This is a genomic window from Streptomyces sp. NPDC054794 (assembly GCF_053611585.1).
The window spans coordinates 63382-85911 of sequence record NZ_JBSHAQ010000042.1 but is presented as its reverse complement, the minus strand read 5'-3'; the positions used below and the strand labels follow the sequence as shown (position 1 = coordinate 85911).

At 69.8% G+C, this 22530-nt stretch carries 20 protein-coding genes and 4 pseudogenes; 11 read left to right on the top strand and 13 right to left on the bottom strand.

Annotation, left to right across the window (positions count from 1 at the left end; translation table 11 throughout):
* The first annotated feature begins 162 nt into the window (after positions 1–162).
* Positions 163–402 carry a transposase gene (locus ACWGKT_RS34595; protein ID WP_453276757.1) on the top strand — a complete coding sequence of 80 codons (240 nt, stop codon included), beginning with the start codon at positions 163–165 and terminating at the stop codon, positions 400–402.
* 351 nt (positions 403–753) lie between these two features.
* On the opposite strand, the gene ACWGKT_RS34590 is transcribed toward ACWGKT_RS34595, so the two are convergent.
* Positions 754–1368: a TetR/AcrR family transcriptional regulator gene (locus tag ACWGKT_RS34590; RefSeq protein ID WP_453276756.1), complete on the bottom strand. Its 615-nt coding sequence runs from the start codon at positions 1366–1368 to the stop codon at positions 754–756.
* Positions 1369–1460: 92 nt separating this feature from the next.
* On the opposite strand from ACWGKT_RS34590, the gene ACWGKT_RS34585 reads away from it, so the two are divergent.
* Positions 1461–2180 carry an SDR family NAD(P)-dependent oxidoreductase gene (locus ACWGKT_RS34585; RefSeq protein ID WP_356158664.1) on the top strand — a complete coding sequence of 240 codons (720 nt, stop codon included), beginning with the start codon at positions 1461–1463 and terminating at the stop codon, positions 2178–2180.
* 287 nt (positions 2181–2467) lie between these two features.
* On the opposite strand, the gene ACWGKT_RS34580 is transcribed toward ACWGKT_RS34585, so the two are convergent.
* Genes ACWGKT_RS34580 through ACWGKT_RS34570 form a run of 3 tightly spaced genes read right to left on the bottom strand, consistent with a single transcriptional unit; the run spans position 2468 to position 3517 of the window.
* The gene (locus ACWGKT_RS34580) at positions 2468–2764 is read right to left on the bottom strand and encodes a zinc-binding dehydrogenase (protein ID WP_453276755.1); all 297 of its coding nucleotides are present in this window, start codon (positions 2762–2764) and stop codon (positions 2468–2470) included.
* Positions 2761–3039, bottom strand: coding sequence for a hypothetical protein (locus ACWGKT_RS34575; RefSeq protein ID WP_453276754.1), 279 nt, complete (start codon positions 3037–3039; stop codon positions 2761–2763). Before ACWGKT_RS34575 ends, ACWGKT_RS34580 begins: the two co-directional genes overlap by 4 nt.
* A 31-nt stretch (positions 3040–3070) precedes the next feature.
* Positions 3071–3517, bottom strand: a complete 447-nt coding sequence (locus tag ACWGKT_RS34570; RefSeq protein ID WP_453276753.1) for a hypothetical protein — start codon at positions 3515–3517, stop codon at positions 3071–3073.
* Between the two features lie 428 nt (positions 3518–3945).
* Here ACWGKT_RS34570 and ACWGKT_RS34565 point away from each other — a divergent pair.
* Positions 3946–4179, top strand: a pseudogene (locus tag ACWGKT_RS34565) (hypothetical protein); the annotation flags it as partial.
* On the opposite strand, the gene ACWGKT_RS34560 reads toward ACWGKT_RS34565, so the two are convergent.
* Positions 4169–5431, bottom strand: a complete 1263-nt coding sequence (locus ACWGKT_RS34560; RefSeq protein ID WP_453276752.1) for a hypothetical protein — start codon at positions 5429–5431, stop codon at positions 4169–4171. The pseudogene ACWGKT_RS34565 and the gene ACWGKT_RS34560 sit on opposite strands and share 11 nt — an antisense overlap.
* A gap of 117 nt (positions 5432–5548) precedes the next feature.
* Between ACWGKT_RS34560 and ACWGKT_RS34555 the strand changes: the two genes are divergently transcribed.
* The gene (locus ACWGKT_RS34555) at positions 5549–8461 is read left to right on the top strand and encodes a BTAD domain-containing putative transcriptional regulator (RefSeq protein ID WP_453276751.1); all 2913 of its coding nucleotides are present in this window, start codon (positions 5549–5551) and stop codon (positions 8459–8461) included.
* Here the strand turns inward: ACWGKT_RS34555 and ACWGKT_RS34550 are convergent.
* Entirely contained in the window at positions 8440–10011 is a 1572-nt protein-coding gene (locus ACWGKT_RS34550) for a glycosyl hydrolase (RefSeq protein WP_453276750.1), read from the bottom strand. The two genes, ACWGKT_RS34555 and ACWGKT_RS34550, sit on opposite strands and share 22 nt — an antisense overlap.
* 597 nt (positions 10012–10608) lie before the next feature.
* Between ACWGKT_RS34550 and ACWGKT_RS34545 the strand changes: the two genes are divergently transcribed.
* The 3 genes from ACWGKT_RS34545 to ACWGKT_RS34535 all read left to right on the top strand — a co-directional run bounded on the left by ACWGKT_RS34545 (position 10609) and on the right by ACWGKT_RS34535 (position 12384).
* Positions 10609–11166, top strand: a complete 558-nt coding sequence (locus tag ACWGKT_RS34545; protein ID WP_453276749.1) for a hypothetical protein — start codon at positions 10609–10611, stop codon at positions 11164–11166.
* A gap of 119 nt (positions 11167–11285) precedes the next feature.
* On the top strand, positions 11286–11687 hold the full coding sequence (locus tag ACWGKT_RS34540; RefSeq protein WP_453276748.1) for a hypothetical protein: 402 nt from the start codon (positions 11286–11288) through the stop codon (positions 11685–11687).
* Between the two features lie 148 nt (positions 11688–11835).
* Positions 11836–12384 carry a sigma-70 family RNA polymerase sigma factor gene (locus ACWGKT_RS34535; protein WP_453276747.1) on the top strand — a complete coding sequence of 183 codons (549 nt, stop codon included), beginning with the start codon at positions 11836–11838 and terminating at the stop codon, positions 12382–12384.
* Positions 12385–12394: 10 nt separating this feature from the next.
* Here the strand turns inward: ACWGKT_RS34535 and ACWGKT_RS34530 are convergent.
* The 6 genes and pseudogenes from ACWGKT_RS34530 to ACWGKT_RS34505 form a co-directional block, all read right to left on the bottom strand.
* Positions 12395–12939, bottom strand: a pseudogene (locus tag ACWGKT_RS34530) (transposase); the annotation flags it as partial.
* 141 nt (positions 12940–13080) lie between these two features.
* A pseudogene (locus ACWGKT_RS34525) lies at positions 13081–13827 on the bottom strand (IS3 family transposase); the annotation flags it as partial.
* A 57-nt stretch (positions 13828–13884) separates the two neighbouring features.
* Positions 13885–14343, bottom strand: coding sequence for a glycosyl hydrolase (locus ACWGKT_RS34520; RefSeq protein WP_453276746.1), 459 nt, complete (start codon positions 14341–14343; stop codon positions 13885–13887).
* Positions 14340–15017 (bottom strand): thaumatin family protein, encoded by a 678-nt coding sequence (locus ACWGKT_RS34515; protein ID WP_453276745.1) that lies wholly within the window; start codon positions 15015–15017, stop codon positions 14340–14342. Before ACWGKT_RS34515 ends, ACWGKT_RS34520 begins: the two co-directional genes overlap by 4 nt.
* A gap of 110 nt (positions 15018–15127) precedes the next feature.
* A complete protein-coding gene (locus ACWGKT_RS34510; RefSeq protein ID WP_453276744.1) occupies positions 15128–16243 on the bottom strand; it encodes a hypothetical protein in 1116 nt (371 codons plus the stop codon).
* Between the two features lie 1125 nt (positions 16244–17368).
* Positions 17369–19012: a hypothetical protein gene (locus ACWGKT_RS34505; RefSeq protein WP_453276743.1), complete on the bottom strand. Its 1644-nt coding sequence runs from the start codon at positions 19010–19012 to the stop codon at positions 17369–17371.
* Between the two features lie 231 nt (positions 19013–19243).
* Between ACWGKT_RS34505 and ACWGKT_RS34500 the strand changes: the two genes are divergently transcribed.
* Positions 19244–19747, top strand: a complete 504-nt coding sequence (locus ACWGKT_RS34500) for a DUF4913 domain-containing protein (protein WP_453276742.1) — start codon at positions 19244–19246, stop codon at positions 19745–19747.
* Positions 19748–19838: 91 nt separating this feature from the next.
* Here ACWGKT_RS34500 and ACWGKT_RS34495 read toward each other — a convergent pair whose 3' ends face one another.
* Complete coding sequence (locus ACWGKT_RS34495; protein WP_453276741.1) at positions 19839–20873, bottom strand: NlpC/P60 family protein; 1035 nt, start codon at positions 20871–20873, stop codon at positions 19839–19841.
* 161 nt (positions 20874–21034) lie between these two features.
* Between ACWGKT_RS34495 and ACWGKT_RS34490 the strand changes: the two genes are divergently transcribed.
* From ACWGKT_RS34490 to ACWGKT_RS34480, 3 genes and pseudogenes are all read left to right on the top strand, one after another.
* Positions 21035–21427, top strand: a complete 393-nt coding sequence (locus ACWGKT_RS34490; RefSeq protein WP_453276740.1) for a hypothetical protein — start codon at positions 21035–21037, stop codon at positions 21425–21427.
* Complete coding sequence (locus ACWGKT_RS34485; protein ID WP_453276739.1) at positions 21424–21612, top strand: hypothetical protein; 189 nt, start codon at positions 21424–21426, stop codon at positions 21610–21612. Before ACWGKT_RS34490 ends, ACWGKT_RS34485 begins: the two co-directional genes overlap by 4 nt.
* Positions 21594–22508: pseudogene (locus ACWGKT_RS34480) on the top strand (DUF418 domain-containing protein); the annotation flags it as partial. The gene ACWGKT_RS34485 and the pseudogene ACWGKT_RS34480, both read left to right, overlap by 19 nt.
* Positions 22509–22530: the final 22 nt, after the last annotated feature.

Sequence of the window (22530 nt, the reverse complement as noted above, 5' to 3'; positions counted from 1 at the left end):
AAGCATCGACCACACATCCCACGCATCGGGCGGGTACAGCAGCGGATACCGGCTCGTAGTGACACTGTCGCCGTCGGCGCCCTGGATCTTCTCCCGCAGGTCATCCGTGGGCCGCTCGTAGTCGTCTGCGGTCCGGGTCCGCACCGAGCGACAAACACCGGAGTGGAGGGCACGGTCAACGAGTTCGCCCACGGATATGGCATGGGACGCTGCCGCTACCGAGGGCAGGGAAAGGCGCACATCCAGCACGTTATGACGGCCATCGCCGTCAACATCGAGCGCCTCAGCGGACTGACACCAACCGAAGAAGCCCCCACGACCCGCCGACCGACTGCCGTCCAGAACTACCTCGACCAGCGCGAGATACCCCGGCCGAAGTTCTGGCGAACCCTGGGCAGCTGACCTCGACGCCACCAAGATCCCCGGCAGAGTCAAGCTGAAGGCGTGCACGGCAAGAGCGGTCCCGCCGGATGTCTGGATCGCGTAGACCGCTTCGTCGGCCCGGTCCTTGGAGTTGGCGTAGGGGAGGACGACGCGGGCCCCGTCGGTGGCCGACGGTCGCGCCGATCCCGCGCGAGTCCCCGGTGACAAGAACAGTCCTGCCCGTGCGGCCACTCATGGGGGTGTGTCGTTTCTGGAGCCCGGATCGGTTGCAGCCGGGCTCCGAAGGGATTCGGGATCGGGAGGAGAATGCGAACGGGGGTGTTCGACGGCAGTGGCGGCCGCCGGCACACCCTCCGCTTTGTGCCACGGTCAGGAGCCGTCCAGAGGCCAGTTACGCAGAGCCATGTCGGCCACTAGCTGAAGCTCGTCACGGGCGGTGCCGCCTGCGGCCTGGACGGCGATCCCGTTGGCCACGGTCATCAGGTATCGGGCGAGCAGGCCGGGATCGGCGTCAGCCGGCAGGTCGCCCTCGTCCACGGCCCGCTGGAACCTGTGTCGCAGGTGGACTGCGCCCTCCTCACGCCAGGCGGTGAGGATGTCGCGAGCCTGGCGACCGGCCCCACCGGCCGCTAGGGAGCCCTGCACTCCAAGGCATCCGGCGGGGCAGTCCGGCTGTGTGGTGGACCGGACCGCACCGCCGAGGTACGCGGCAGCCACCTCGCGGGCGGTCGCCCGCCCCAGAGCCCGGGCGAAGTAGGACGCCGGACCCTCGGTGTAGCGCTCCAGCGCCTTGCGGAACAGGTCCTCCTTGTTACCGAAGGCCCGGTACATGCTCGTGCGGGTGATACCCATCGCAGCGGTCAGATCGTCGAGGCTGGCGCCCTCGTAGCCCTGGGCCCAGAAGACCAGTACCGCCCTTTCGAGGGCCTCGTCGACATCGAACCCCCGCGGTCTGCCGACCGACGCCGCCCGTTTGCTCTCCATGGCTCCAGCATACCCTTTCGGTACCGACCGGTTCGGAAGTGCTACGCTCCCATTCGGTACCGACTGGTTCCGAAATTTATTGGGGTAGAGCCATGACAAGAGTCGTTCTGATCACCGGCGGGACCTCGGGCATCGGTCTGAGCCTCGCGGAGTCCTTCTTGGGAGAGGGGGCTTCCGTGGCCGTGTGCGGCCGATCGCGGACGGCCCTCGACCGCTTCAGCCGCGAGCATCCGGAGGCGCTGGCCGTCCAGGCCGACGTGATCGCCCCGGAGGCGAGAGCCGCCATGCTCGATGCGGTCACCGAACGGTTCGGCCGGCTGGACGTGTTGATCAACAACGCGGGCACGTTCGTCGAACGGGACTTCGCCGCGGACGAGGATGCAGCCGTGGCACTCGACCAGGAGATCGCCCTGAATCTCACAGCGCCCATCCACCTGACCGGCGAGGCGTTGCGGCGCTGGCCGTCCCTGGACGCGATCGTGTTCGTGACGTCCGGCTTTGCCCTGGTCTCCCCCACCCGTGCCCCGACCTACGGCGCCGTCAAAGCCGGACTGCACGGCTTTGCCGACGGACTGCGCCGCCAACTCGCACCCCGCGGCACCCACGTGCTCGAGGTCCTCCCGCCGACCACGGACACGCCCATGAACGCCGCTGTCACGGGGCCCAAACTGGCACCCGCCGAGGTTGCGGCCGTCACACTCAAAGCCCTCCGGGAGCGTCGGCCGATGGCCCTGCCGGGTCAGGCGAAACTGATGCCGCTGATGCTGCGGGTCGCGCCGCGCACCCTCGACCGCATGGTCGGGAAACTCTGACGCGTAAATAGGTCCAGGTCAGGGGCTGTTTGGGCAGGGCTGGGTGCCGGTGGTCGTCGAGGCCGCCGGGCTCTTGGTCTGTGAGCGGCGCGGTTCCAGTCTCTCGACTGACCCGTTTCCCCGGACCGCTTCCCGCACCCGCCGTGCGACTTTCACCGCAACGGGCGCTCCACAAGCCCCCGTTCAAGAAGCCGGGGTTACTCCTCATTCGTCGGAGGGGCGAGGGTGGTGGCGGTCATAGGCGGCGGTCCTCTTTTCGCTGTGGTGCGGTTCGGGGGACGGCCCGCTCAACCCGCGTGGGCCGGCTGGATGGTGGATCGCAGCGGGCTGAGCCACTCCTCGCCGAGTGCGGCCCGGGCCTGGGGGTCCGTCACCCTGAGGCCGGGCGCGGGGGCGAGCGCGAGCACGCCGACCTTGCCGGTGTGGCCGTTCGTCTGCACCAGGCGCGCCGCATCGCAGACCTCGGTGAGGGGATACACCTCGGACAGGACGGGTGCCACCCTGCCGAGCCTGAGCAGCCGCATCATCTCCGCGGCCTCGTTGAGGTTCATGCCGTGGCTGCCGACGGTACGCTTGAGGTTCACCAGAAATAGCGGTTGTCAAAGGTGTGCTGGTACCCGGTGCTCGATCCGTAGGTGACGACGGTGCCGCACCGGCGGGCCACGATGACGGATATCCCGAACGTGGCCCGGCCCACGTGGTCGAAGGCGACATGCGGATCCTCGCCCAGCTGTGACCGGACGGCCCGGCCCAGCCGCTTGGCGAGCTCCACCGTGTCGGCGCCGACAGCCAGTTCGCCGCCAATGCCGATCTCCTCGCGATTGATCACCACGTCGCAGCCGAGCCGTCCCGGCGGCACGCGTCCGTGGCCGTCGCGGGGCGGACGGCCCTCATCGCGGCGGCAGCCTTGTCGGCGGACAGGCCGGTGGGGGCGCCGCCGGGCACCAGGTCGCGCAGGACGGCGTCGAGCCGGTTGAGGACCGGGTGCGTTCGTGAATCAGATCGTCGTGCCGTTCGGTCAGCAGCCGCAGCATCGTGGTCCGGTCCTCGGGCACGACGATCCGCAGGCCGTTGCGGAACAGGGCGACCTGGGCGACGTGGCCGGGCGTCGTTGGCGTCGGTCTTGCGGTCGCCACCGCTGCCAGCAACCGGGCCCGGGCCGACAGCGTCGAGGGTACGTCGACCACGTTCTCGCCCGCGGCGGCCAGCTGCTGGCCAAGGGTTCGGCCCAGGCCGGGGGCGCCTTCGATGGCGAAGCGGCGTTCGGGCCACTGCTCGCACCAGCGCATCAGCTGGCGCAAGGTGCCCGCGTTGACGGCGAACCGACGCTGGCTCACCTCGTAGCCCTGCCGGGCCGACGGCGACGGCGGTGTGGGACGACATGCGGGGATCGACACCGATCAGGATCACGGGCTGGCCTCGCACTCGCTCAGACGGGAAGGAGGGTGCGGTGGGCATCCTGACTTGAAGTCACCGTGTCACCCTCATGCCTCTGGCGAGCCACACCGCGCGAGTGCCGGCCAGCGGCGGCACGCCATGAGTGAGCCGGCCCGAGGGCGGCAAGGAGCACTGCGGGCCCGTGCCGACCGGCACCCTGGACGCTACGGCTGCAGACCGTGCATCTGCGGTCGATTGAACAAGTCAGGAGCTTGACCGAAGCGGTCCCATCACAGGCGTGTCCGTCCGCCGGGCCGGTGCGCGCGAGCCCACACACCGCGCACGGAAGGAACGACCCGGCCGCCATGCCCCAGCCCATCGAAGTGATCGGTACGTGTCGGTGGAGGGGCCGGTGATCGAGACGGTGCCGGCGACGATCGAGCAGCTGAGGGAGATCTGGGCGCGCTATCTGCCCGCCGAGAAGGTCGACGGGTATGTGGACTTCGCCTGGGGGAATCCAGGGCGACGAGAGGCGTCAGCACGTACGGCTGAACTACCGTCGTACGGAGGATGGTTGGGACCGGGAGCTGCTCTGGCCCTGAGCTGTCCGGTCAGACCGTGAACCTGACGGCTTCGAGCCAGCGCGTGTTCTCCAGGGTGCCGCCGAAGACGAAGTCGGGGCGCTGGTCGGCGCAGCCCCGGCCGCCCCAGTCGTAGCCGCGGACCTTGGCGGTCTGGCAGATCCGGCCGCTGCCGATGTTGATGGCGAAGCCGGTCAGGTACGGGGCGCTCGCTTTCGTGCTGCCGATGTAGTTGTTCTTGCCGTCGGCGGTGATGGCGGTCCAGTGCTCCACCCACTTGCCCTGGCCGTCGGTCGACTCGGGGTCGTGGCGGAAGGCGTTGGCGGACGAGCCTCCGGTGCCGGTCACCGCGATGTTGATGGCCTTGACCGGCTTCTTCTGGCCCGTCGTACCGGCCAGCGTGCCGTCGCACACGGGCTTCTGCCAGCCCTGTCCGGAGAGGTACACGCCGTAGCAGATGTGCCGTCCGGACGGGTCGCTCCTGGTGAGCCGGTTCACGGCGGTGGCGGCAGTTTCCTGCGGGGGCTTCGCGGTCACGGTGGTGCCCGGAGGCCGGGCGGTCACGGTGACGGTGCCCCCGTCCTTGTCCTTGTCCTTGTCGGTCTGCGTGGACTTCGGCTTGCCGGACGAGGCGCTCGGCGACGGCTTCACGCTGGGGGTCACGGACACGGTCGGCGACGGTTTCCCGGTCATGGCCGAAGGGCTCCGGCTCGCCACGTCGTCGGCGCCGGCGGCCCGGGTGTCGTCCCCGCCGCCCGATCCGCCGCTGCCCAGCATCACCAGCGGCACGATGATGAGGGTGGCCACACCGAGCGCCACCGGCCCGACGACCAGCGGCCGGTGGAGCAGGCCGGGCGACTCGAACTCGTCGTCCGACTGACGCGGCACGTTCCTGCGGCCGACCCGCGGACGCGGGTCGGGGGCGGGGTCCGGGGCGGGGCGGGGTGTGAGCGGGGGGCCCGAGAACGGGGGTGCCGCCTGCTCCTGCTCCTGCTCCTGCTCCTGCTCCTGCTCCTGCTCCTGCTCCTGCCGGTGCTCCTCCAACAGCCTGCTCGAACCGTCCGGTGCGACCTCGACGTAGACCACATAGCCCACCGAGGGATCAGAGATGTCCGCTGTCACGGGGGTGTTCCGGTCGCGTGCGTGTCCGTGCAGGGTGTCGAGGATTGCGGCGTCGAGCGTCGTCCCGTCCTCCAGCGTCACCGGTTCACCGTCGATGGCGGCGGAGCCGTCGCCGGAGAGGACCACCTCGAAGTGCGGGGAGGACTCTTCCTCCGGTACGGCGTGGTCCATGCCCGTTCCTCCTGACGTGTCGGGTCCGCTTCTGCGATCCCTCGTACCGCAACGGACGCCATGGCGGGCGCGGTTCAAATCACTCTCTCTGCACGCAGCGGTCAGTAGAGTTCGAACATGAATTCCTACGAGGGTTCCGTGCGCTTCGCCGTACTGGGACCAGTCCGGGCCTGGCGTGGCGAACGGGAACTGGACCTGGGCTCGCCGCAGCAGCGGGCGGTGCTGGTGGCGCTGCTGCTGCGCAGGGGGCGACCCGTCACGCTCGACGAGCTGCTGAACACCGTGTGGGGCGAAAACCTCCCGACAGCCGCCGTATCCGTGCTGCGGACGTATGTGTCGCGCCTGCGCAAGGTACTGGAGCCAGGGCGGGACATACCCGAGTCCGAGCGGGTGGTCGTCTCGGTCGGCGACGGGTACCTGGCCCGGGTTCCCGAAGGCGCCCTGGATCTGGCCGTGTTCGAGCAGCGCGTCGCGGAGGCGAAGAAGGTGCGGGCCGCCGGGAGGGTGTCGGACGCCGCGGAGCTGCTGCGCACCGCGCTCGACGGGTGGCAGGGAGGGGCGCTCGCCGGAGTCCCCGGACCGCTGGCCGAGTCCGAGCGCAACCGGCTGAGCGAGGAGCGGCTGACCGCTCTGGAGGCCCGGCTGGACGCCGACGTCGAACTCGGACGCCACGGCGAGGTGATCGCGGAACTGATCTCGCTGACCGGGGCCCATCCGCTGCGGGAGCGGCTGTGCCGACTGCTCATGCTGGCGCTGTACCGGTCCGACAGACAGGCCGAGGCGCTGGAGACCTACCACCGGACCCGCGGCATCCTGGCCGCCGAGCTGGGCATCGACCCGGGCGCGCCCCTCCAGGACCTGTACGAACGCATCCTCGCGGCCGACGCCTCCCTGGACCTGGGCCCGCCCGCGCCGCCCGCGGAGCCCGCCCTCCCGGTGCCCGCGCACCCGGCCCGCCCGGCCCAACTGCCCGCCGATCTCCCGGCGTTCGTGGGCCGGAGCGCCGAACTCGACCGGGTCCGCGCCCTGCTGCCCGAGCACGACGGCCCGCAGGCCACCGTGGTGATCAGCGCGATCGGCGGCATGGGCGGCGTCGGCAAGACCACCCTGGCCGTGCACTGGGCGCACGAGATCGCCGACCGCTTCCCCGACGGACAGCTCTGCATCAACCTGCGCGGCTTCGATCCGACCGGTTCCGTCGTACGGCCGGAATCGGCCATCCGTATCTTCCTGGACGCGCTCGGCGTCCCGCCGATGCGCATCCCCGCCGGTCTGGACGCCCAGGCGGCGCTGTACCGCAGCATGCTCGCCGAGCGCCGGGTGCTGGTCCTGCTCGACAACGCCCGCGACGCCGACCAGGTGCGTCCGCTGCTGCCCGGCTCCCCCGGCTGTCTGGTCATCATCACCAGCCGCAACCAGCTCACCGGTCTGGTCGTCGGCGAGGGCGCGCACCCGCTGACGCTGGACCAGCCGACGCCCGCCGAGGCACACGACCTCCTCGCGCGCCGCCTCGGCAGCGCACGGCTGGTGGCGGAGCCGCAGGCGGCGGACGAGATCATCCGGCAGTGCGCCCGGCTGCCGCTGGCACTGGCGATCGTCGCCGCCCATGCCGCCGCCCATCCCCGCTTCCCGCTCAGCGCCATCGCCGAGGAACTGGCCTACAGCCACGGCAGTCTGGACGCCTTCGCCGGGGGCGACGACATCACCATCGACCTCCGGACCGTCTTCTCCTGGTCGTACAAGGCACTGTCCGCCCCGGCCGCGCGCCTGTTCCGGCTGCTGGGCCTGCACCCCGGACCCGACATCTCCGCGCCCGCCGTGGCCGGGCTGGCGGGGCTCACCCTGCGGGAGACGCGCGGTCTGCTCGTCGAACTCACCCGCGCCCATCTGCTCACCGAGCACTTTCCCAGCCGCTACACCCTGCACGACCTGTTACGCGTCTACGCCACCGAACGCGTCCAGGCCGAGGAGGCACCGCACGATCGGGACCGGGCCGTCGAGCGGCTGCTGAGCTGGTTTCTGCACACCGCCGACGCCGCCTATCCGCACCTCACCCCGCACCGCCACCGCATACCCCTCGACCCGCTGCCGGACCTCTGCCGGCCGCTGGAGTTCACGACCTACGACGAGGCCCTGAACTGGTGCGAGGCCGAACTGTCCAACCTGGTCTGCGCGGCGCGCCGGGCCGCCGAGGACGGGTGGGCGGGCATCGCCTGGCGCCTGCCGGCCGTCCTGTGGGGCTTCTTCTACCTCCGCAGCCATTTGCACGAGTGGCTCGAGACCGCCGGAATGGGTCTGTCCGCCGCGCGCGCCGCCGACGACCGCCGGGGCGAGGCCCAGGCCCTCGCCGACACGGCCGCCGCGCTGCGTGCCTTGGGCCGGTTCGACGAGGCCATCGACCACAATCACCAGGCCATGGTCGCCTTCCGGGAGATCGGGGACATCAGGGCCCGGGCGGCGGCCCTGGCCAACCTGGGCGACGCCTACCTCCAGGCCGGTATCCTCGACAAGGCCGTCGAGTACACCCGCAGGGGGCTGGTCCTCGACCGGGCCCTGGACAGCGCCTGGGGAGAGGGCAACGCCCGGGACAGCACCTGGGGAGAGGGCATCGCCCTGGCCAACCTGGGCGACGCCTACCAGCGGCTCGGCCGTTACGACGAGGCCCTCCACTGCCTGGAGCAGGCGCTGGCCGTCCTGCGCGCGAACGACAACCACTGGGTCACCGGTGTCACCCTCGACATCCTCGGCACGATCGACCACCGGCTGCACCGCCTCGACGACGCCGTCGACCACTACGACCAGGCCCTGGAGACACATCGCAAGGTCGGCAACCGCTGGGGCGAGGGCCACACCCTGAGCAACCTCGGTGACGTCCAACTGGCCGCGGGCCGCCCGTGGGCCGCTCGTGCCAGCTGGCGGCGGGCCCTGGCGGTCTTCGCCGAGCTGGACCATCCGGACGCCGAGAAGGTCCGGACGAGACTCGGCGGGCTGGAGGAGGGCGCCCACGACTACCGGTCCGCGTCGCGGTAGGCCAGGCCGCTCGCGTTCGCGGTCGTCCCGTCGTAGAGGCCGGTCGGGGCGGTCTGCGACGACAGCGTGAACCAGGCGTAGCGTTCCACGAAGTCCAGGCCCTCCAGCAGCTCCGTCGACGACTTGATGAAGGCGGTCTGCCCCTGCTCGGCGGGGTAGCGAGGAGGGTTCTGGGAGAAGTCGATGAGGCCGTACTCGGTCAGCCAGACCGGCTTGTGGTAGCGGTCGCGGACGGCTTGCAGATAGCCGCGCAACTGGTTCGCGGCGTCGGGGCCGAAGTCCCCGCCGTACCATTGCAGGGGGATGAAGTCGACGCGCAGACCGCGCTCGGCCGCCCCCTGCATGAGGCGGTCCAGCCAGCCCCTGGCCACATCGCCGCCGTAGGAGACGGCCGGTGCGCCCAGGCGCAGGCCGGTGGACTCCAGCCGGGGCCACAGGTCCAGGGCCTGTTCGGGAGTCATGTCGGCCTGTGCGGCCTGGTCGGGCTCGTTGAAGCCGAGCAGGGCCGTGCCCTCTCGGGTCGCCTGGCCAAGTTCGGCGTCGGTGACCGAGCCCGGTCCCCAGATCATCGGGACGTACTCGACCCCGTCCGGCTTGGCGACCGGGCCCGTGGAGGCCCAGTTGAAGTACCAGGCCGCGCCGGAGTCGGCCAGCGCCTGGGCGGCGCCGTCGACGGGGTTGAGGCTGATGCCCCTGCGGGACGAAAAGGTCGCCGGGTCGGTGGCGGGGACCGTGGTGGCGGGCGGGGCGGTGGTGCCGCCGGTTCCGAAGGCGACGGTCATACCGGTGCACTCGGTGCACTGGTACATGACCTTGTTCCCCTGCTCGGCGTCCTGCTTGGACCAGCCGTACGCGGTGGGGCACTCGCGGGCGATCATCTCGCTGTAGGCGGTCTTCGCGTCCCGGTTCGGGTTGACACACACCAGCGGCTCGCCCGTGGCCTCGTCCTTGACCAGGTTGTCGGCCGGGCAGGAGGACAGCAACTCCTGGGCGCAGCCCGCCGCCGCGCACGCGTCGGCGTCGGACACCGGCACGTCGTCGGGGGTGATGGTGATGGGCACGGAGACCGCGTTGACGTAGCTGATGTTGTACCAGGGCGCCAGTGCGTCGGCCGGGTCGAAGTTGAACTCGGCCAGCCCGGTGTCCTGTTCGCTGAGGGAACAATGGTCGGCGTAGGGCCCGCAGTCGCCCACGGCACAGTGGAAGGTGCTGCCCTCCTCGCCCTCGCAGCCCTGGCGGGCGAAGAACTTGCCACGCCAGTGCCCGGCGCCCGCGTGCTCGGGGATGGTGATGGTGGCGCACTGGCCCGAGTCGAGCACGGGCAGCCCGGTGAGCACGGCCGACCCGTCGGCGTTGACCGTGCTGCCCACCCAAATACGGCTGTCCGTCCTGTTCTGGAAGGTGACGGTGTGATCGGCGCCGACGGCGGCGGCCGGCGTTTCACCGATGCCTCCGCCGTCGGATCGCTGGGCCTGGATCGCTAGGGCGGTGCCTGTCACACCGGCGATGACCAGGAGCAGGGCCAGCAGGAACGATGTGCGTCTGCGCATGTTGCGCAAGGTGCGCATAGAAAGTGCCTCCTCCTCGGGCTTGCGGGGGACGACGGCTTGTGGCCGCCTGCACACGCACGACGGACGGGAGGCGGTGGATGGTTCACCGGTGGCGGAACGTCATCGCCCTCGCGCCTTCGGGCCGCTGCCGTGCCCGCGAAGACCCGACACGGGGCCGGCCGGGCGGGAGAAGTTGACGTTTCCGGGACTGCGGCTCGCGGGGCCGACTGTGGCGACCTGAGCTCGAAGGAAGACCTCACGTCCCCCCGAGCCGAGCAGCGTAGGCGCGTTGTCCGGTAGGGGCCAGTCGGCGGACCCCGACTCGACTTCACCGCGTCCCGTCCGAACCAGCGGTGGGTGGCCGTGGTCGCCGCGTAGCCCTGCCCGGTCCTGAGGAGCAGTGCCTGGGGCTGGGGCCGCCGCGGCGACGCCGACAACCAGGACACCGCGAACCAGGTCATCGCCACCAGCTGCCGCCCCACATCTTCACGCGCTTCGGCAAGGGACGACGACGACAAGGTCTCCGCCCTGGACGCGGAGGACTCGATCATGGCCCAGGGCCGCTACATGTGCGATCTGGCGGAACAGGCCCGGTAGATGATCGACAGCGGCGAAGTCGTCCAGACCGGCACCACCAACACCGTCCTGGACCTCGCCCTGGCCGGCTACCACCTCGGGATGGACGCCGTCCGAGCCGCCAAGGGCGTGCCGAACACCAACGAGGCCCAGGGATACGTCCTTGCCGTCGCGCCCAGTTCGCCAAGTACGCGGGCATCGCCGCCCCGCCCGCCGGAGCCAGCTCCGGCGTCACCCCCCGTACGGCTTGACCGCCCCGAGTCACCTCCACTCCCCCGTATGAGGAGGACAGCCATGGCCCACTTCGACATGCAGGTCACGGACGAAGAGCGCGCCGAGATCGACGGACACCCGCTCGTCCCCGAACCGGGCCAGTCCGTGCACGACGCCGTACGGGACCGGTTGCAGCAGTACACCCAGGAGCGCGCCGCCGCCGTGGAGGCCACGGTGAACGAGGGCTCCGGCGCCGCCCATTTCGTCCTCCAGGTGTCCCCGGACGGTTCGAGCCGTGTCCTCGATCCCGCGGAAGAGCCCCCGAATCCCCCGAGCCACCACAGGCCGAGGCGGCGTCCGCCGTAGCCACCGCGATCGGCCGCGCCACCGCCGCGGCCCGTACCGCCGTCCTCCCGCCCCCGCCCCGGGCCGTCACCGCCGACCTCCCCACCGAGCACGCCGAACGGATCAGCCGTATCAACGCGATGGCGACCACCGGCCGGCTCAACGAGGCATACGCCGACGCCTCCGCCGTGCGCGAGAGCCTGACCGACACGCTGGGCGACGGGCACCCGGACGCGCTGGAGGCCCGGTCGATGGAGGCGTACCTCGCGCATCTGCGCGGCGACCACCGGGAGGCCACCGTGCTGGCCCTGGGGGTGGCCCGGATCCGGTGCGGGGCCTGGGACGGACAGGCGCCGGCGGAGGTGGCGCGCGCGGCGGCAGCCTGGCAGCGGATCGACGACCACCGGGCCGCCATGCTCCACGGCCGTGAACTCCTGCACATGTGGATCCAGTTGGACCTCCGCGGCCTGCTCCCGCCCGGCGACGCCGCACTGGCCGGACAGGTCCGCAGGCATGTCGACGCCCTGGCCGCGTACGTCTGAGGCGCTCCTGACCTGCTCGTCCATCGACTCGTACAACCAGCGTCAAACGAACGTGGAACGCCGCTCGCAACACTCCGTCCCAGCCGACCCCGGCCTCACCCCGTCCGGGCAGGGGTCGCTCATCCGACGGAGCAGGAGAGAGCACATCATGAACGTCACCGTGATCGGATCGGCGGGCGCGGCAACCCCGGAAGAACGGGCCCTGCGAAACCTGTACTTGGAGCACGGCCCGGCGCTGTACGCGCACGTGCTGCGCATGCTGGGCGGGGACACGCACCGCACCGAGGACGTCATCCAGGAGACACTGCTGCGGTGCTGGAACAAGCAGAACCTGGTCGACGACGAAGGGATGGCGGTGCGCCCCTGGATGTTCCGGGTCGCCCGCAATCTCGTCATCGATGCGCACCGCACCCGGGCGGCGCGACCCCAGGAGGTCAGCGGCGCCACCTGGGTCAGCGAACTGGGCATCGAGGCCGACGACATCGACCGGATGCTGTTGTCCATCGTGGTGCGGGACGCCTTGGAGGCACTGACACCCGCGCACCGTGAGGTGCTGCGGGCGACGTTCTTCGCGGACCGCACCACCCAGCAGGCGGCCTCGGTGCTCGGTGTCCCGCAGGGCACCGTGAAGTCCCGCGTGTACTACGCCCTGCGCAGTCTCCGGACGGCGCTGGAGGAGCGAGGGGTGCGTTACTGACTTCGGCTCGTCAAGGTGATGCTGGGTTGTTGAGGGTCAGGCCGGTGCCCGTTATGAAGCCGTCGAGGGTGCCGGGCCGGTACTGGAGGCGTTTGGGACGAGCGTTTCCAGGCGGTCGAGAGCGACGACGGCGAGGTTGGCGAGGCTGCGTTTGACGTGCGCCCACACGCCCTCGACGGGGTTGAGGTCGGGCGAGTAGGCGGGCAGCAGGAACACCGTCAGCCACTCGCGCTCGGCGATCAACTCACGCATGGCGTGGGAGACGTGGGTGTTCAGCCGGTCCCACGCCACAACGAGTGGCGCCCTCACGAGCTGATGAGTGCCGTCGATCAGCGCGATGAAGTCGCGCTCGCCCATGCTGCGGCGCTGGCCCTTGCCCGCGGGATGCGTGCGCAGGCGGTGGCACAGCCGGGTACGCGAGCCGGGCCGCATCGCGATCAGCCCCGCCACCGACAACCGGCCCGAGCGTTTGCCACTCACCGTCACTTGCGGTGTGCGACCGCGCCGGCCCCACGTGCGTCCTTTGGGCGGCCGTCGGGTGAAGCCTGCCTCGTCGCTGAGTAGGCCCGGGGCGCGGTTCCGGAATTACTCCCGGCCCGTTTCCCCGGACCTCTCGCCGAACCCGCCGTGCCCATTACTGGGCAACGGGCTCTCCACGGTTTCTGCCGTCAGGTGGTCGCAGGAGCCCGGGCATCAGGTGAAGTCGGCGACCCAGCAGCGGTTCGGGGCGGGGGCGACGAAGTCGCGGTCCACGAGGTCCGGGGCCCGTTCCGTGCTCGTGTCGGGGATGGTGGTGATCACCTTTTTGCCGCGGACCGCTCCGGTGATGCCAAGTTCACGCATGAGGCGCTCGACGGTGCAGCGGGCCACCGCGACATCCTGGCGGTTCAGGTGCCGCCAGATCTTCCGGGCGCCGTAGACACGGTAGTTGGCCTCGTACGCCTGTGTGATCAGGCTCTTCAGTTCGGCGTCGCGGACGGTGCGGGTCCGCGGGTGCGGCCTGGCGTTTGTGGTGGGCGTAGTAGGTGGACGAGGCGGTCTTGCAGTCGTGGTCGGTGAGGACCCGGCAGATCGGCTCGACTCCGCCGAAGCGGTCCCGATGCTCGTCGATGAACGCTACGAGCGTGTGTGTGGCCGGTCGAGCTCGGCCGCGAAGAAAGACGCTGCGGCCTTGAGGATGTCGTTGGCCCGCTTCAGCTCGGCGTTCTCCTTCTGCAGTCGCTTCAGCTCGGCCGACTTCTCGCTCGTTGTGCCCGGACGGGCCCCGGCGTCGATCTGGTCCTGCCGCACCCACTTGCGCAGCGTCTCGGTCGTGCCGATGCCCAGCTTCTGGGCGACCGCTTTCATCGCGGCCCACTCGGTGTCGTACTCCGGCCGCACCTCGGCGACCATCCGCACCGCACGACGGCGCAGCTCAAGCGGGTACTGGGAAGGACGTGCCATAACTCGATCCTCTCAAACGATCGAGTCCCCACCGAACCCGGAGCGGTTCATGGATACCTAAGGAAGTACATGAGCCTGTTCGGGGGTCATGTTGGACTGGGTGCCCGAGTCGGGCTCGTTGAAGCCGAGCAACTCCGTGCCCTGCTGGGCGGCCTGGCCGAGTTCGGCGTCGGTCACCGAGCCGGGACCCCGGATCATCGGAACGTACTCGACACCGGCCGGCTTGGCGACCGGACCGGTGGACGAGGCCCAGTTGAAGTACCAGGACGCACCGGACTCGGCCAGCGCCCGGGAGGCTCCGTCGACGGGGCTGAGGCTGATGCCCTTGCGGGTCGAGGCCGGGGTGACTGTGCCGGTCGTGGTCGTCGTGGCAGGGTCCGTCGGGGCGGCGGCGCTGCCGGTGCCGAACGCGACGGTCAGGCCGCTGCACTTGGTGCACTGGTACATGACCTTGTTGCCCGGCTCGGCGTCCTGCTTGGACCAGGCGTACGCGGTGGGGCACGTCTGGTTGATCATCTCGCTGTAGGGAGTCTTCGCGTCCCGGTTGGGATTGACGCACACCAGCGACTGGCCCGTGCCCTGGTCCTTGACCAGGTTGTCGGCCGGGCAGCCGGGCAGCAGATCCTGGCGCAGCCCGCCGCCGCGCACTCGCCACTCTCGGGCACCGCCACGTCGTTCGGGGTGATGGTGACGGGCACCGAGACGGCGTTGACGTAGCTGACGTCGTACCAGGGCGCCAGGTTGTCGGCCGGGTCGAAGTTGAATTCGGCCAGTCCGGCGGGCTGTTCGCCGAGCGAGCAGTGGTCGGCGTACGGTCCGCAGTCGCCGACGGCGCAGTGGAACGTGCTGCCGTCCTCACCGCTGCACCCCTGGCGGGCGAAGAAGGTACCGCGCCAGTGCCCGGCGCCCTCGCGCTCCGGGATCGTGATGGTGGCGGACTGTCCCGGGTCCAGCGTCGGCAGCCCGGTGAGCGAGGTCGAGCCGTCGGCGTTGACCTCGCTGCCGACCCAGACACGGCCGTCCGTCCTGTTCTGGAAGGTGACGGTGTGCTCGGCGGTGCCGACGTCGGCGGCCGGCGTTCCCTTGATGTTCGTGCTGCTGGAGCGACGGGCCTGGATTGCTACGGCGGTGCCTGACACACCGACGATGACCAGGAGCAGGGCCAGGAGAAATGATGTGCGTCTGCGCATAGAGCGGGCCTCTCCATCGGGCTTGGGCGCGGTTCTTCGACGATCAGGTGTCGCCGCGGCAGGCACGACGGATAGGGGCGGCGGATGGTTCAGCCGACGGAGGAATGTCCTTACCGTCGCCTCTGCTCGGCCTTCGGACTCGTCTGAACGGGCCCACGGTTGGATCTTGGGACGCTTGAGGCTCTTGACGAGTTCGAGGCGGAGCCAAGGCTTCCGGAAGTCGCGGTCTGGAAGGACTCAAGCGACTGGCGAAGGAAATCATGCCCTTCGCTAGACACCGGGCTCACAGGGCTCACAGGGCGCGCGGGGTCTACGGGGCTTGGGGAGCTTGTGGGGCTCACGGGGCTCGGGGGAGCAGGTGACGCGGTACTGTGCGCAGCCTCTGCCCCCGCCCGTGCGGCCTCCATCGCCTTGAAGGCGTGGCCGTCGATGTCCCCGCCCGCGCGCAGACCCTGGAAACTGGCACTGGTCAACGGCTCGTCCGGTGGTCGTGCCGAGCGCTCGAAGCGCTCTCGGAATGCCTGATGCTGCTGCGCGTCGGCGGCCATGATTCTGTCTCTAGCGCTGTTCATGAGTTCCGTGGGCGTGGCCGCCCACAGTGCATCGCCATCCGGCAGACTCGGACCTGATTCCGCCTGCGGCAAGTCGAAACTCGGGGGACGGTCTGCCAGCGCCTCCCTCAGGTGCGCCCTGATGGCGTACTTCGCGACATCCGGCATACTCCAGGGGGATTCCTCGAACGCCTTCTTCCAGTTCTCATCGCCCCTGAGCTGCTCCAGAACCGCGTCCTCGAAGGCCTTGCGGTCCGGAAGCCGACCGATCTCCTTATCGACGCGCACCTTCTCCTTACGTGCCGACTTCTCCGATCCGGACGGCTTCTGCCGCTCGGCCGTCGCCGCCGGAGTCGATGTCGACGCCGGCACCGACTCGGCGGGGCCCGGCGCGTACGCGGCTTGGCCGGATGGGCCGGCCTCCCGCCCTCCGCCGGACGAGGAGCCTCCCCCGGCCGGCGCCGACCGTGACCGGCCCATGACGCGATCCCGGAGGCCACGCAGCGCGGCCCGCATCTGCTCCCAGACGCCCCTGTCCGTCGAGCCTGCGCCGCCTCCGCGACGCCCGCCTATCAGGTCGTACTCGGTCTTGAGCAGGTCTCGCGCCAGTACGACTTCCGGGCGATCCTCGGTCAACCGGGTCAGGCTCGGGGAAGCCACGTTGCCATCCGTCACGTTGCCCCTCTTTCAAGTCGGAGGTGCTGACACGAGCGACAACGGGCCGCCGGGGCGAACGGTTCAACGCCGGACAGCCACCGCGTCAAAGAGCAGCCGAGCCTGACTCGTCGTAGCCGCCAACTCGAATCCCGTCGGCAACGGCAGCAGTCCGGGAGGCAGCGGGGACTCGGGAAGCCGCGGGGCGCTGCCGACCGGGCGCGGCAGGTCCTGACGGGAGTAACACCCGCCCGCGTCCGACGTGGACCGGCGCCGCTTCAACAGACCCTGCGGCGCGAACCACCACGTATGGGTAGCAGGCATGTGCGTACCTCCCCGACCTTGCCGACTGTGCTCTGTCGGCTGAACGCCGACGCCGGTTCGAGAGGCACAACGGATCGCGTATGCCCGAGGGTTCAGCACCGGCGGCCCGGAGAGCACGGCCGAGCCGTCGGCGGCAACCTGCGTCGGAGTCCTCGGTCATCCGAGAACATCAGTGCCGCTGCACCGGAACGGGATGGATGCGCCTGCGCAGCAGGCGTCTGCCGATGGCGTCCGGGACGTCCGGGCGGTGGTCCGGGTCGTGCTCGTACAAGGTCCTGAGTGCCGAGCCAGCGCTCCGATGACGTGGTCGTCCTCGACCTCGCCCCACTCCTGGAAGGCGCGGTCGAGACACGCCCGCGTCCCACGGAGGTCCGAGGCGCGGCGGGGACGAGTGGAACCGGGCGGCGGTCAGCCACAGTCGGCCGCCATAGGCGCATGCCCCGGGCCCCGTCCCCGGAGAGTCCGGGCATCACCGACGCCGCTGCTCAGCCGGCGGCGAAGCGGGCGGCGACCGAACCGGCAAGCTGAGGGCTCCGCTGGAAGTGCCGCGCTATGCCGTCGTTGTGCTGCGGCACCGTCGTGGCTGTCGCGCCCACGTGGCGGAGCCGCATATCGACACAGCCCCGCGCCCCTTCGGGGCGCTGCCGAACCGCAGCGGACTTCACCCGACCCGCTTAGGACCGGCCCGGCGGCGGGGCGACGGGACCTTCGGGTCCCGTCGCTCCGCTCTGCGTGAGCCGTACGCCTTACGCGCCCGGCCGCATGAACGGCAGCCGGGTCCGCACCGCCACGAACATCCGGTACGGACCCGGGAGGAGGGCGTCAGCGCCGGCGCCCCTGCGTTTTCCCCGCAACCTGCTTCACGGGCTCCTTCTTGGGCTTCTTCTCACTGGAGCCGCTGTCCTGCGGCAGCTTGACGCCGCCCGAAGAATCGGAGGACCATCCCGACGTCAACGGGACACCGCCAGAAGAATCGGACGCCGTGCCGCTCGGGAGCCGGTTCTGTGTGTCGCCGGACGAGGGGTTGTACGCCTGGGCACCGTGGACCGGCGACTGGGGGTAGTCGTGGCCGTACTGAGTACCCCCCACCGCAGCTCCCGGCGAGAAGTAAGAGGACTCTGGGCCAAGACGAACGCCGGGAGAACCTTCCATCGGTGAACGTTCATCGCTGGACGAACCCTTACCCTCGGACGGGTCGTAGTTGACGCCTTCCTGCGCGCCCTGCACGGACTGCCACGCCGAGGTGGAGCCGGCCCTCCGCTCCGCCTGCTCCGCCATGAAGTTCGCGATTTTTTGGTCCATCGAATACGTACCCTGTGCCTCGGCCGCCAACTCGGCCCGCACCGCGTCTATCGTCGCCTGCCTTCTCTCCTCTCCCGTCATCTCCTCGGTCGACCCTTGCGGGAATTCGCCGCTTCCCGACCTGGAGAGCGATTTCGGGCTTTCCGTGAACTGAGCGTCCCCTGCGTAGGGATCCCACAGGACGACGACCGCGTTGGGATCGTCGAACACCTTGTGGAAGTTGTCGAGCGAGTGGTTGCTCGAAGAGCTGCCGTCGGAGCTGCTCGATGGGCTGGATGATTTGCTACGGGCATTCCGCTCCAGCTCCCGGTTGCGCCACCGGGACTGATTTTCCTTGAAGTCTGAATCCGGGGAAGGGATTCTGTCGAAGGATCCCTGCGAGCGGACGTCGAAACTCTCCTTCGTTGTCAGCGACCACGTTTCCGAGTTCTTCTTGTCGCCCTTGATGCCCATCAACTTGACATGCAGGTGGGGAACTTTTCCGGCCTTGATCAGCTCCCTCAGACGGGGCCACTCGTATTTTGTCAATACGCTGCCCGCCACCCTGCCCTCGAGCATCACTCCCGTGACCGGCCCGTGCGCACCATCCACATAGTGGCCGGACATAAGCTGCCAGATCCGCTCCTGCACGGGAGCATCCGACCAGTTCTCAACCCCGCCGGTTTTCCCGTTCAAGATCTTGCCCGGGACTCCCGTCTCCAGGATCATATCCCCAGCCTCCGCCGCCTTTCTTGCGGGATAATAGGGCTCGGTCTTACTCCACAGATATTTTCCGGTCTCGCTTGCTTTCTTCGCCCTCGCCTCTGCGAACTCATTTTCGAGTGACTCACTGTCCCTACCGTGCTTGCTGTAGAGCTCTTCATACGTATCCCTATACCATCGAGCCGGGACGTGAAATGCATTGAGGCGGTCGAACTCCTCGATCAGTTTTTCCGCCGCGTCACCCGCCTGAGGAACCTCCCCCCGATTGAGATCTTCCCCATTTTGGTAGAGCTGCTCGATGTACCCGTTGAAGGCAGTCATGAACGGCTTGTCATGGTGCAGGCCGTATTTCCTCGCCTCCTTCCGCATGGACTCGACTTCGGAGTCGAGCTTTTCCTGGTCGAAAGGGGGTGTGGGTGTTGCCATCGCAAGGTCCTCCTCGTCGAAGTGGCGAGCGATCACCGCTCACCCGTACCGCGGAATTGCCGTGTCGACTGATCTTGTTCTGCCGCCTCGATGGTCTTGGCAGGTTCAACGGACAGCGCACCAGAGCGGTTCAACTCGCCTCGCATCCGGTGAACCCCGTGCCGCCCGCATGCGTTGTGGTGCCCGACGAGGCCTGTGTCCTCATGCTCCGGGGCTTCCTCGACAACCATCCGGGGCAGCCCTCACCGCACACCAGAAAGGAGCACCATGACGGTCCCGACCCCCAGCGCCGAGCAGCAGACCGAAGCGCCCCCGGAATCCTCCTCCGAATCCCCGCCGCTTCCTCAACCACCGCCCGCCGCACCGAAGTTCATCCTCTACCTGGAGGGACCGGAGTACGGACGGACGCTGCGGCAGTTGACCCTGTGGGTGCACCATGTGCTGCTGCCGGTCTACGGCCGCGAGGTCACCTCCATGGCCCCGTGGTGCTCCCGCTGGTGGGAGCACCCGGAAGCGGTGGCCGTGATGCACGGCCTGTGGCTCGCCTGGGGGGAGATGAGCGACACCGGCTCCGAATCCGGCATGAGCGGCCCCGCCGACTGGCACCGGGACTTCCTGAATCCGACCATGCAGAACCTGCGGGACCCGGCGGGCCCGTTCGCGGGATGCAAGCCCGGCTCCCACCGCCCGAAGGAGACTCCCCCCGTCGACGCCGTCGACCCGTTCGGACCATCGCCTGGTGCGCCGCCTCCACCGCACGAGCGGGCATGACGGACGCGTCAGGCGCTCGGACCCAGCGAGGGGCGGACCATCGCGGTCCGCCCCTGGTCGGTGTCGGTTCGCCGGTGTCGGGTCGCCGGTGTCAGGCGTCCGGCCGCACCACCCCCAGGATCTCCATCGACCCCGCCTCCGACACGTACACCACCCGCCCGGGACGGGGAGCGGAGATGATCTTGCCGTCGCCGATGTAGAGGGCGACGTGGCTGGCGTCGGAGAAGTAGATGATGAGGTCGCCGGGGCGCATGTCCCCGACGGGGACGTGCTTCAGCCGGCGCCACTGTTCTTCCGACGTACGGGGGATGCTGTGGCCCGCCGCCAGCCAGGCCTGGGAGGTGAGGCCGGAGCAGTCGAAGGAGTCGGGGCCCTCGGCGCCCCAGACGTAGGGCTTGCCGAGCTGGCGGGTGGCGTAGGCGATGGCCTTCTGACCCGCGGTGGTCGCATCGGTGCCGACCTTCTTGAGGATGCCCGTGCCCACCCACTTCGCCTGAGCGTCGTCGGCCTCCTCCTTGTCGAGTGCGGCGATCCGCTCGACTTCCTTCTTCGCCAGCTGCGACTCCAGCTTCTTCGCCGTGGCGATGTGCTGCTCGATCGTGTGGCGCTCGGTGTTCTTGGCGCGGCGGCTCGCCTGCAGACGCTTCAGTTCGCCGGAGGCGTCGTCGGTGCGGGCGCGCAGGTCCTTGCGGGTTGCTGTCAGGGCGGTCAGCACGCCTTGCGTGGCCTGCTGCGCCTGGCGTGCCAACGAGGCGTTGTCCAGGGCGTGTTCGGGGTTGTCGGCGAGCGCGAACTGCATCTCGGCGGGCAGGGCGTCGCCCCGGTACTGGGCGCGGGCCGCCGCCCCGGCCAGCTGGGTGAGGCGGGCCAGCTTCGCCTCGGCCGTGTCGACCTGGCTGTTGAGCGTGCGGACACGCTTCTCCTGCTTGGTCACCTTTTCGTCGGCGGCGTTGTACCTGTCCGTGGCGACTTCCGCGTCGTGGTAGAGGCGCTGGAGTTCGGCGCGTACCTCGGTGAGGGTCGTGGGGTCGGCTCGGGCGGCCTGCTGGGTCGTTGCCGTCAGAGCGCAGGCCAGGGCGACTGCTGCCGCCGCCCGGTAGCCGTGGGTGCGCAGGGGCCGTCTCATCTGGGCCGAAGCTCCCTTCGTACGCGTCGATCGGGGCTGGAATGCGGGGTCCGTCCCCACAACGGGAGCGACCCGTCCGGCGGTTCAAGGGGGCGTGAACCAGTGGCACCCCGGCATCCGTTGTGCGCGAGCAAAGGCATACGGCGGGTGAAGGAGACTGCATGGACGCGGAGTTGCTGCTGCTGGCCCTCTGCACGGGGTTGGGCCTCGGGTTTCTGCTGCTCGCCGTCCGGCAGTTGGTGGCGGTGGTACGGCTGTGGGCGCGCGGACTGCGCGTGATGGGGGTCGTGACGAAGCGGCCGGCAGCCGAGCGGCGGCGCGCCGGGCTGGTGGTGTTCTCCGACCATCTGGGGCAGGCCGTCGTCATCGATCCGGGGGCGTACGGGCCGCTGTGCGGGCTTCCGCCGGTCGGCGAGAGCGTGCCCGTGGTCTACCTGCGGAGCCGGCCCGGGGCGGGCCGGCTGTGGAACGTGCGGCATCTGCTGGCGCCGTCGTTCTGGTGGTTCCTGTCGTCGACCGTGGCGTTCGGCACCGCGGTCATGGTGACGTCGTGAGCGGGAGCGGGAACGAGCCCGGCCGGTCCTGGCGGGTCCACGAGATCGATGTGCTGCGCGGGTTCGCTGTGTTCGGCATCCTGCTCGTCAACGCCCAGTTGATGGCTGGGCCGTACACGGCGATCGGCGGTGGGCCCCAGGCCTCGGCCGCCGACCGGGCGGCCGCATGGGGGGGACCGCGCTGACCACCGCCTATCAGCTGTTCTCCTTCCTGTTCGGCTACAGCTCCGCACTCCAGATGCGCTCCGCCCCGCGGGCGGGTGGCGCGTTCACGGTGCGCCATCTGCGGCGTACGGCGGGGCTGTTCGGGCTCGGTCTCGGCCATGCCGTACTGCTCTACCCCGGCGACATCCTGATGACGTACGCCGTTCTGGCGCTGATCCTGTACGGTCTGCGCGGCCTCACCCCCCGCGCTGCCCTGCGGATCGCGATCTGCCTGGTCGCGGGCCTGTCCGTCCTGCTGCTCGGGTACGGGCTGCTGACCGTCGCCTTCACCGAGCCGCTCACTCCGGCGCGGTACGCCCCCCAGGTCGCGGACATCGTGGCCGCCTACCGCGGCGGTGCCCTGTCGGTGATCGGGGCCCACCTGCGTGAGCTGCCGACAGCGCTCGGCGCGAATCTGATGTACACCCCCGACATGCCGGCCGCGTTCCTGGCGGGACTCGCGGCGGCCAAGGCGGGCCTGGTGGAGCGGCGTGGGCGGGACCGGCGGTGGCTGCGGCGGATCGTCGTACGGTGGCTGCCGGTCGGCCTGGCCGGTGGTGTGGTCGCCGCGTGCTGTGCGAACGGGCCGCTGGACAGCCGGTGGTTCCTGGTCGGACACGCGGTGTCCCTGCTGACCGCTCCGGCACTCACGGCGTCGTACACGTGCGCCCTGCTCCTGCTGCTCGACGCACGCGGCCCGGCGGCGGCCGTACTCGCCGCCTCCGGGCGCATGGCGCTCACCCACTACCTCACCCAGTCGCTGCTACTCGCCTGTGTGTTCACCGGGTACGGCTTCGGCCTCTACGACCGTGTCGGCACCGCCGTCGTGCTCGCGGGCTGCGTGGTGTTGTACGGCCTCCAACTCGTCCTCGGCGCATGGCTGATGGGCCGGGCGAGAT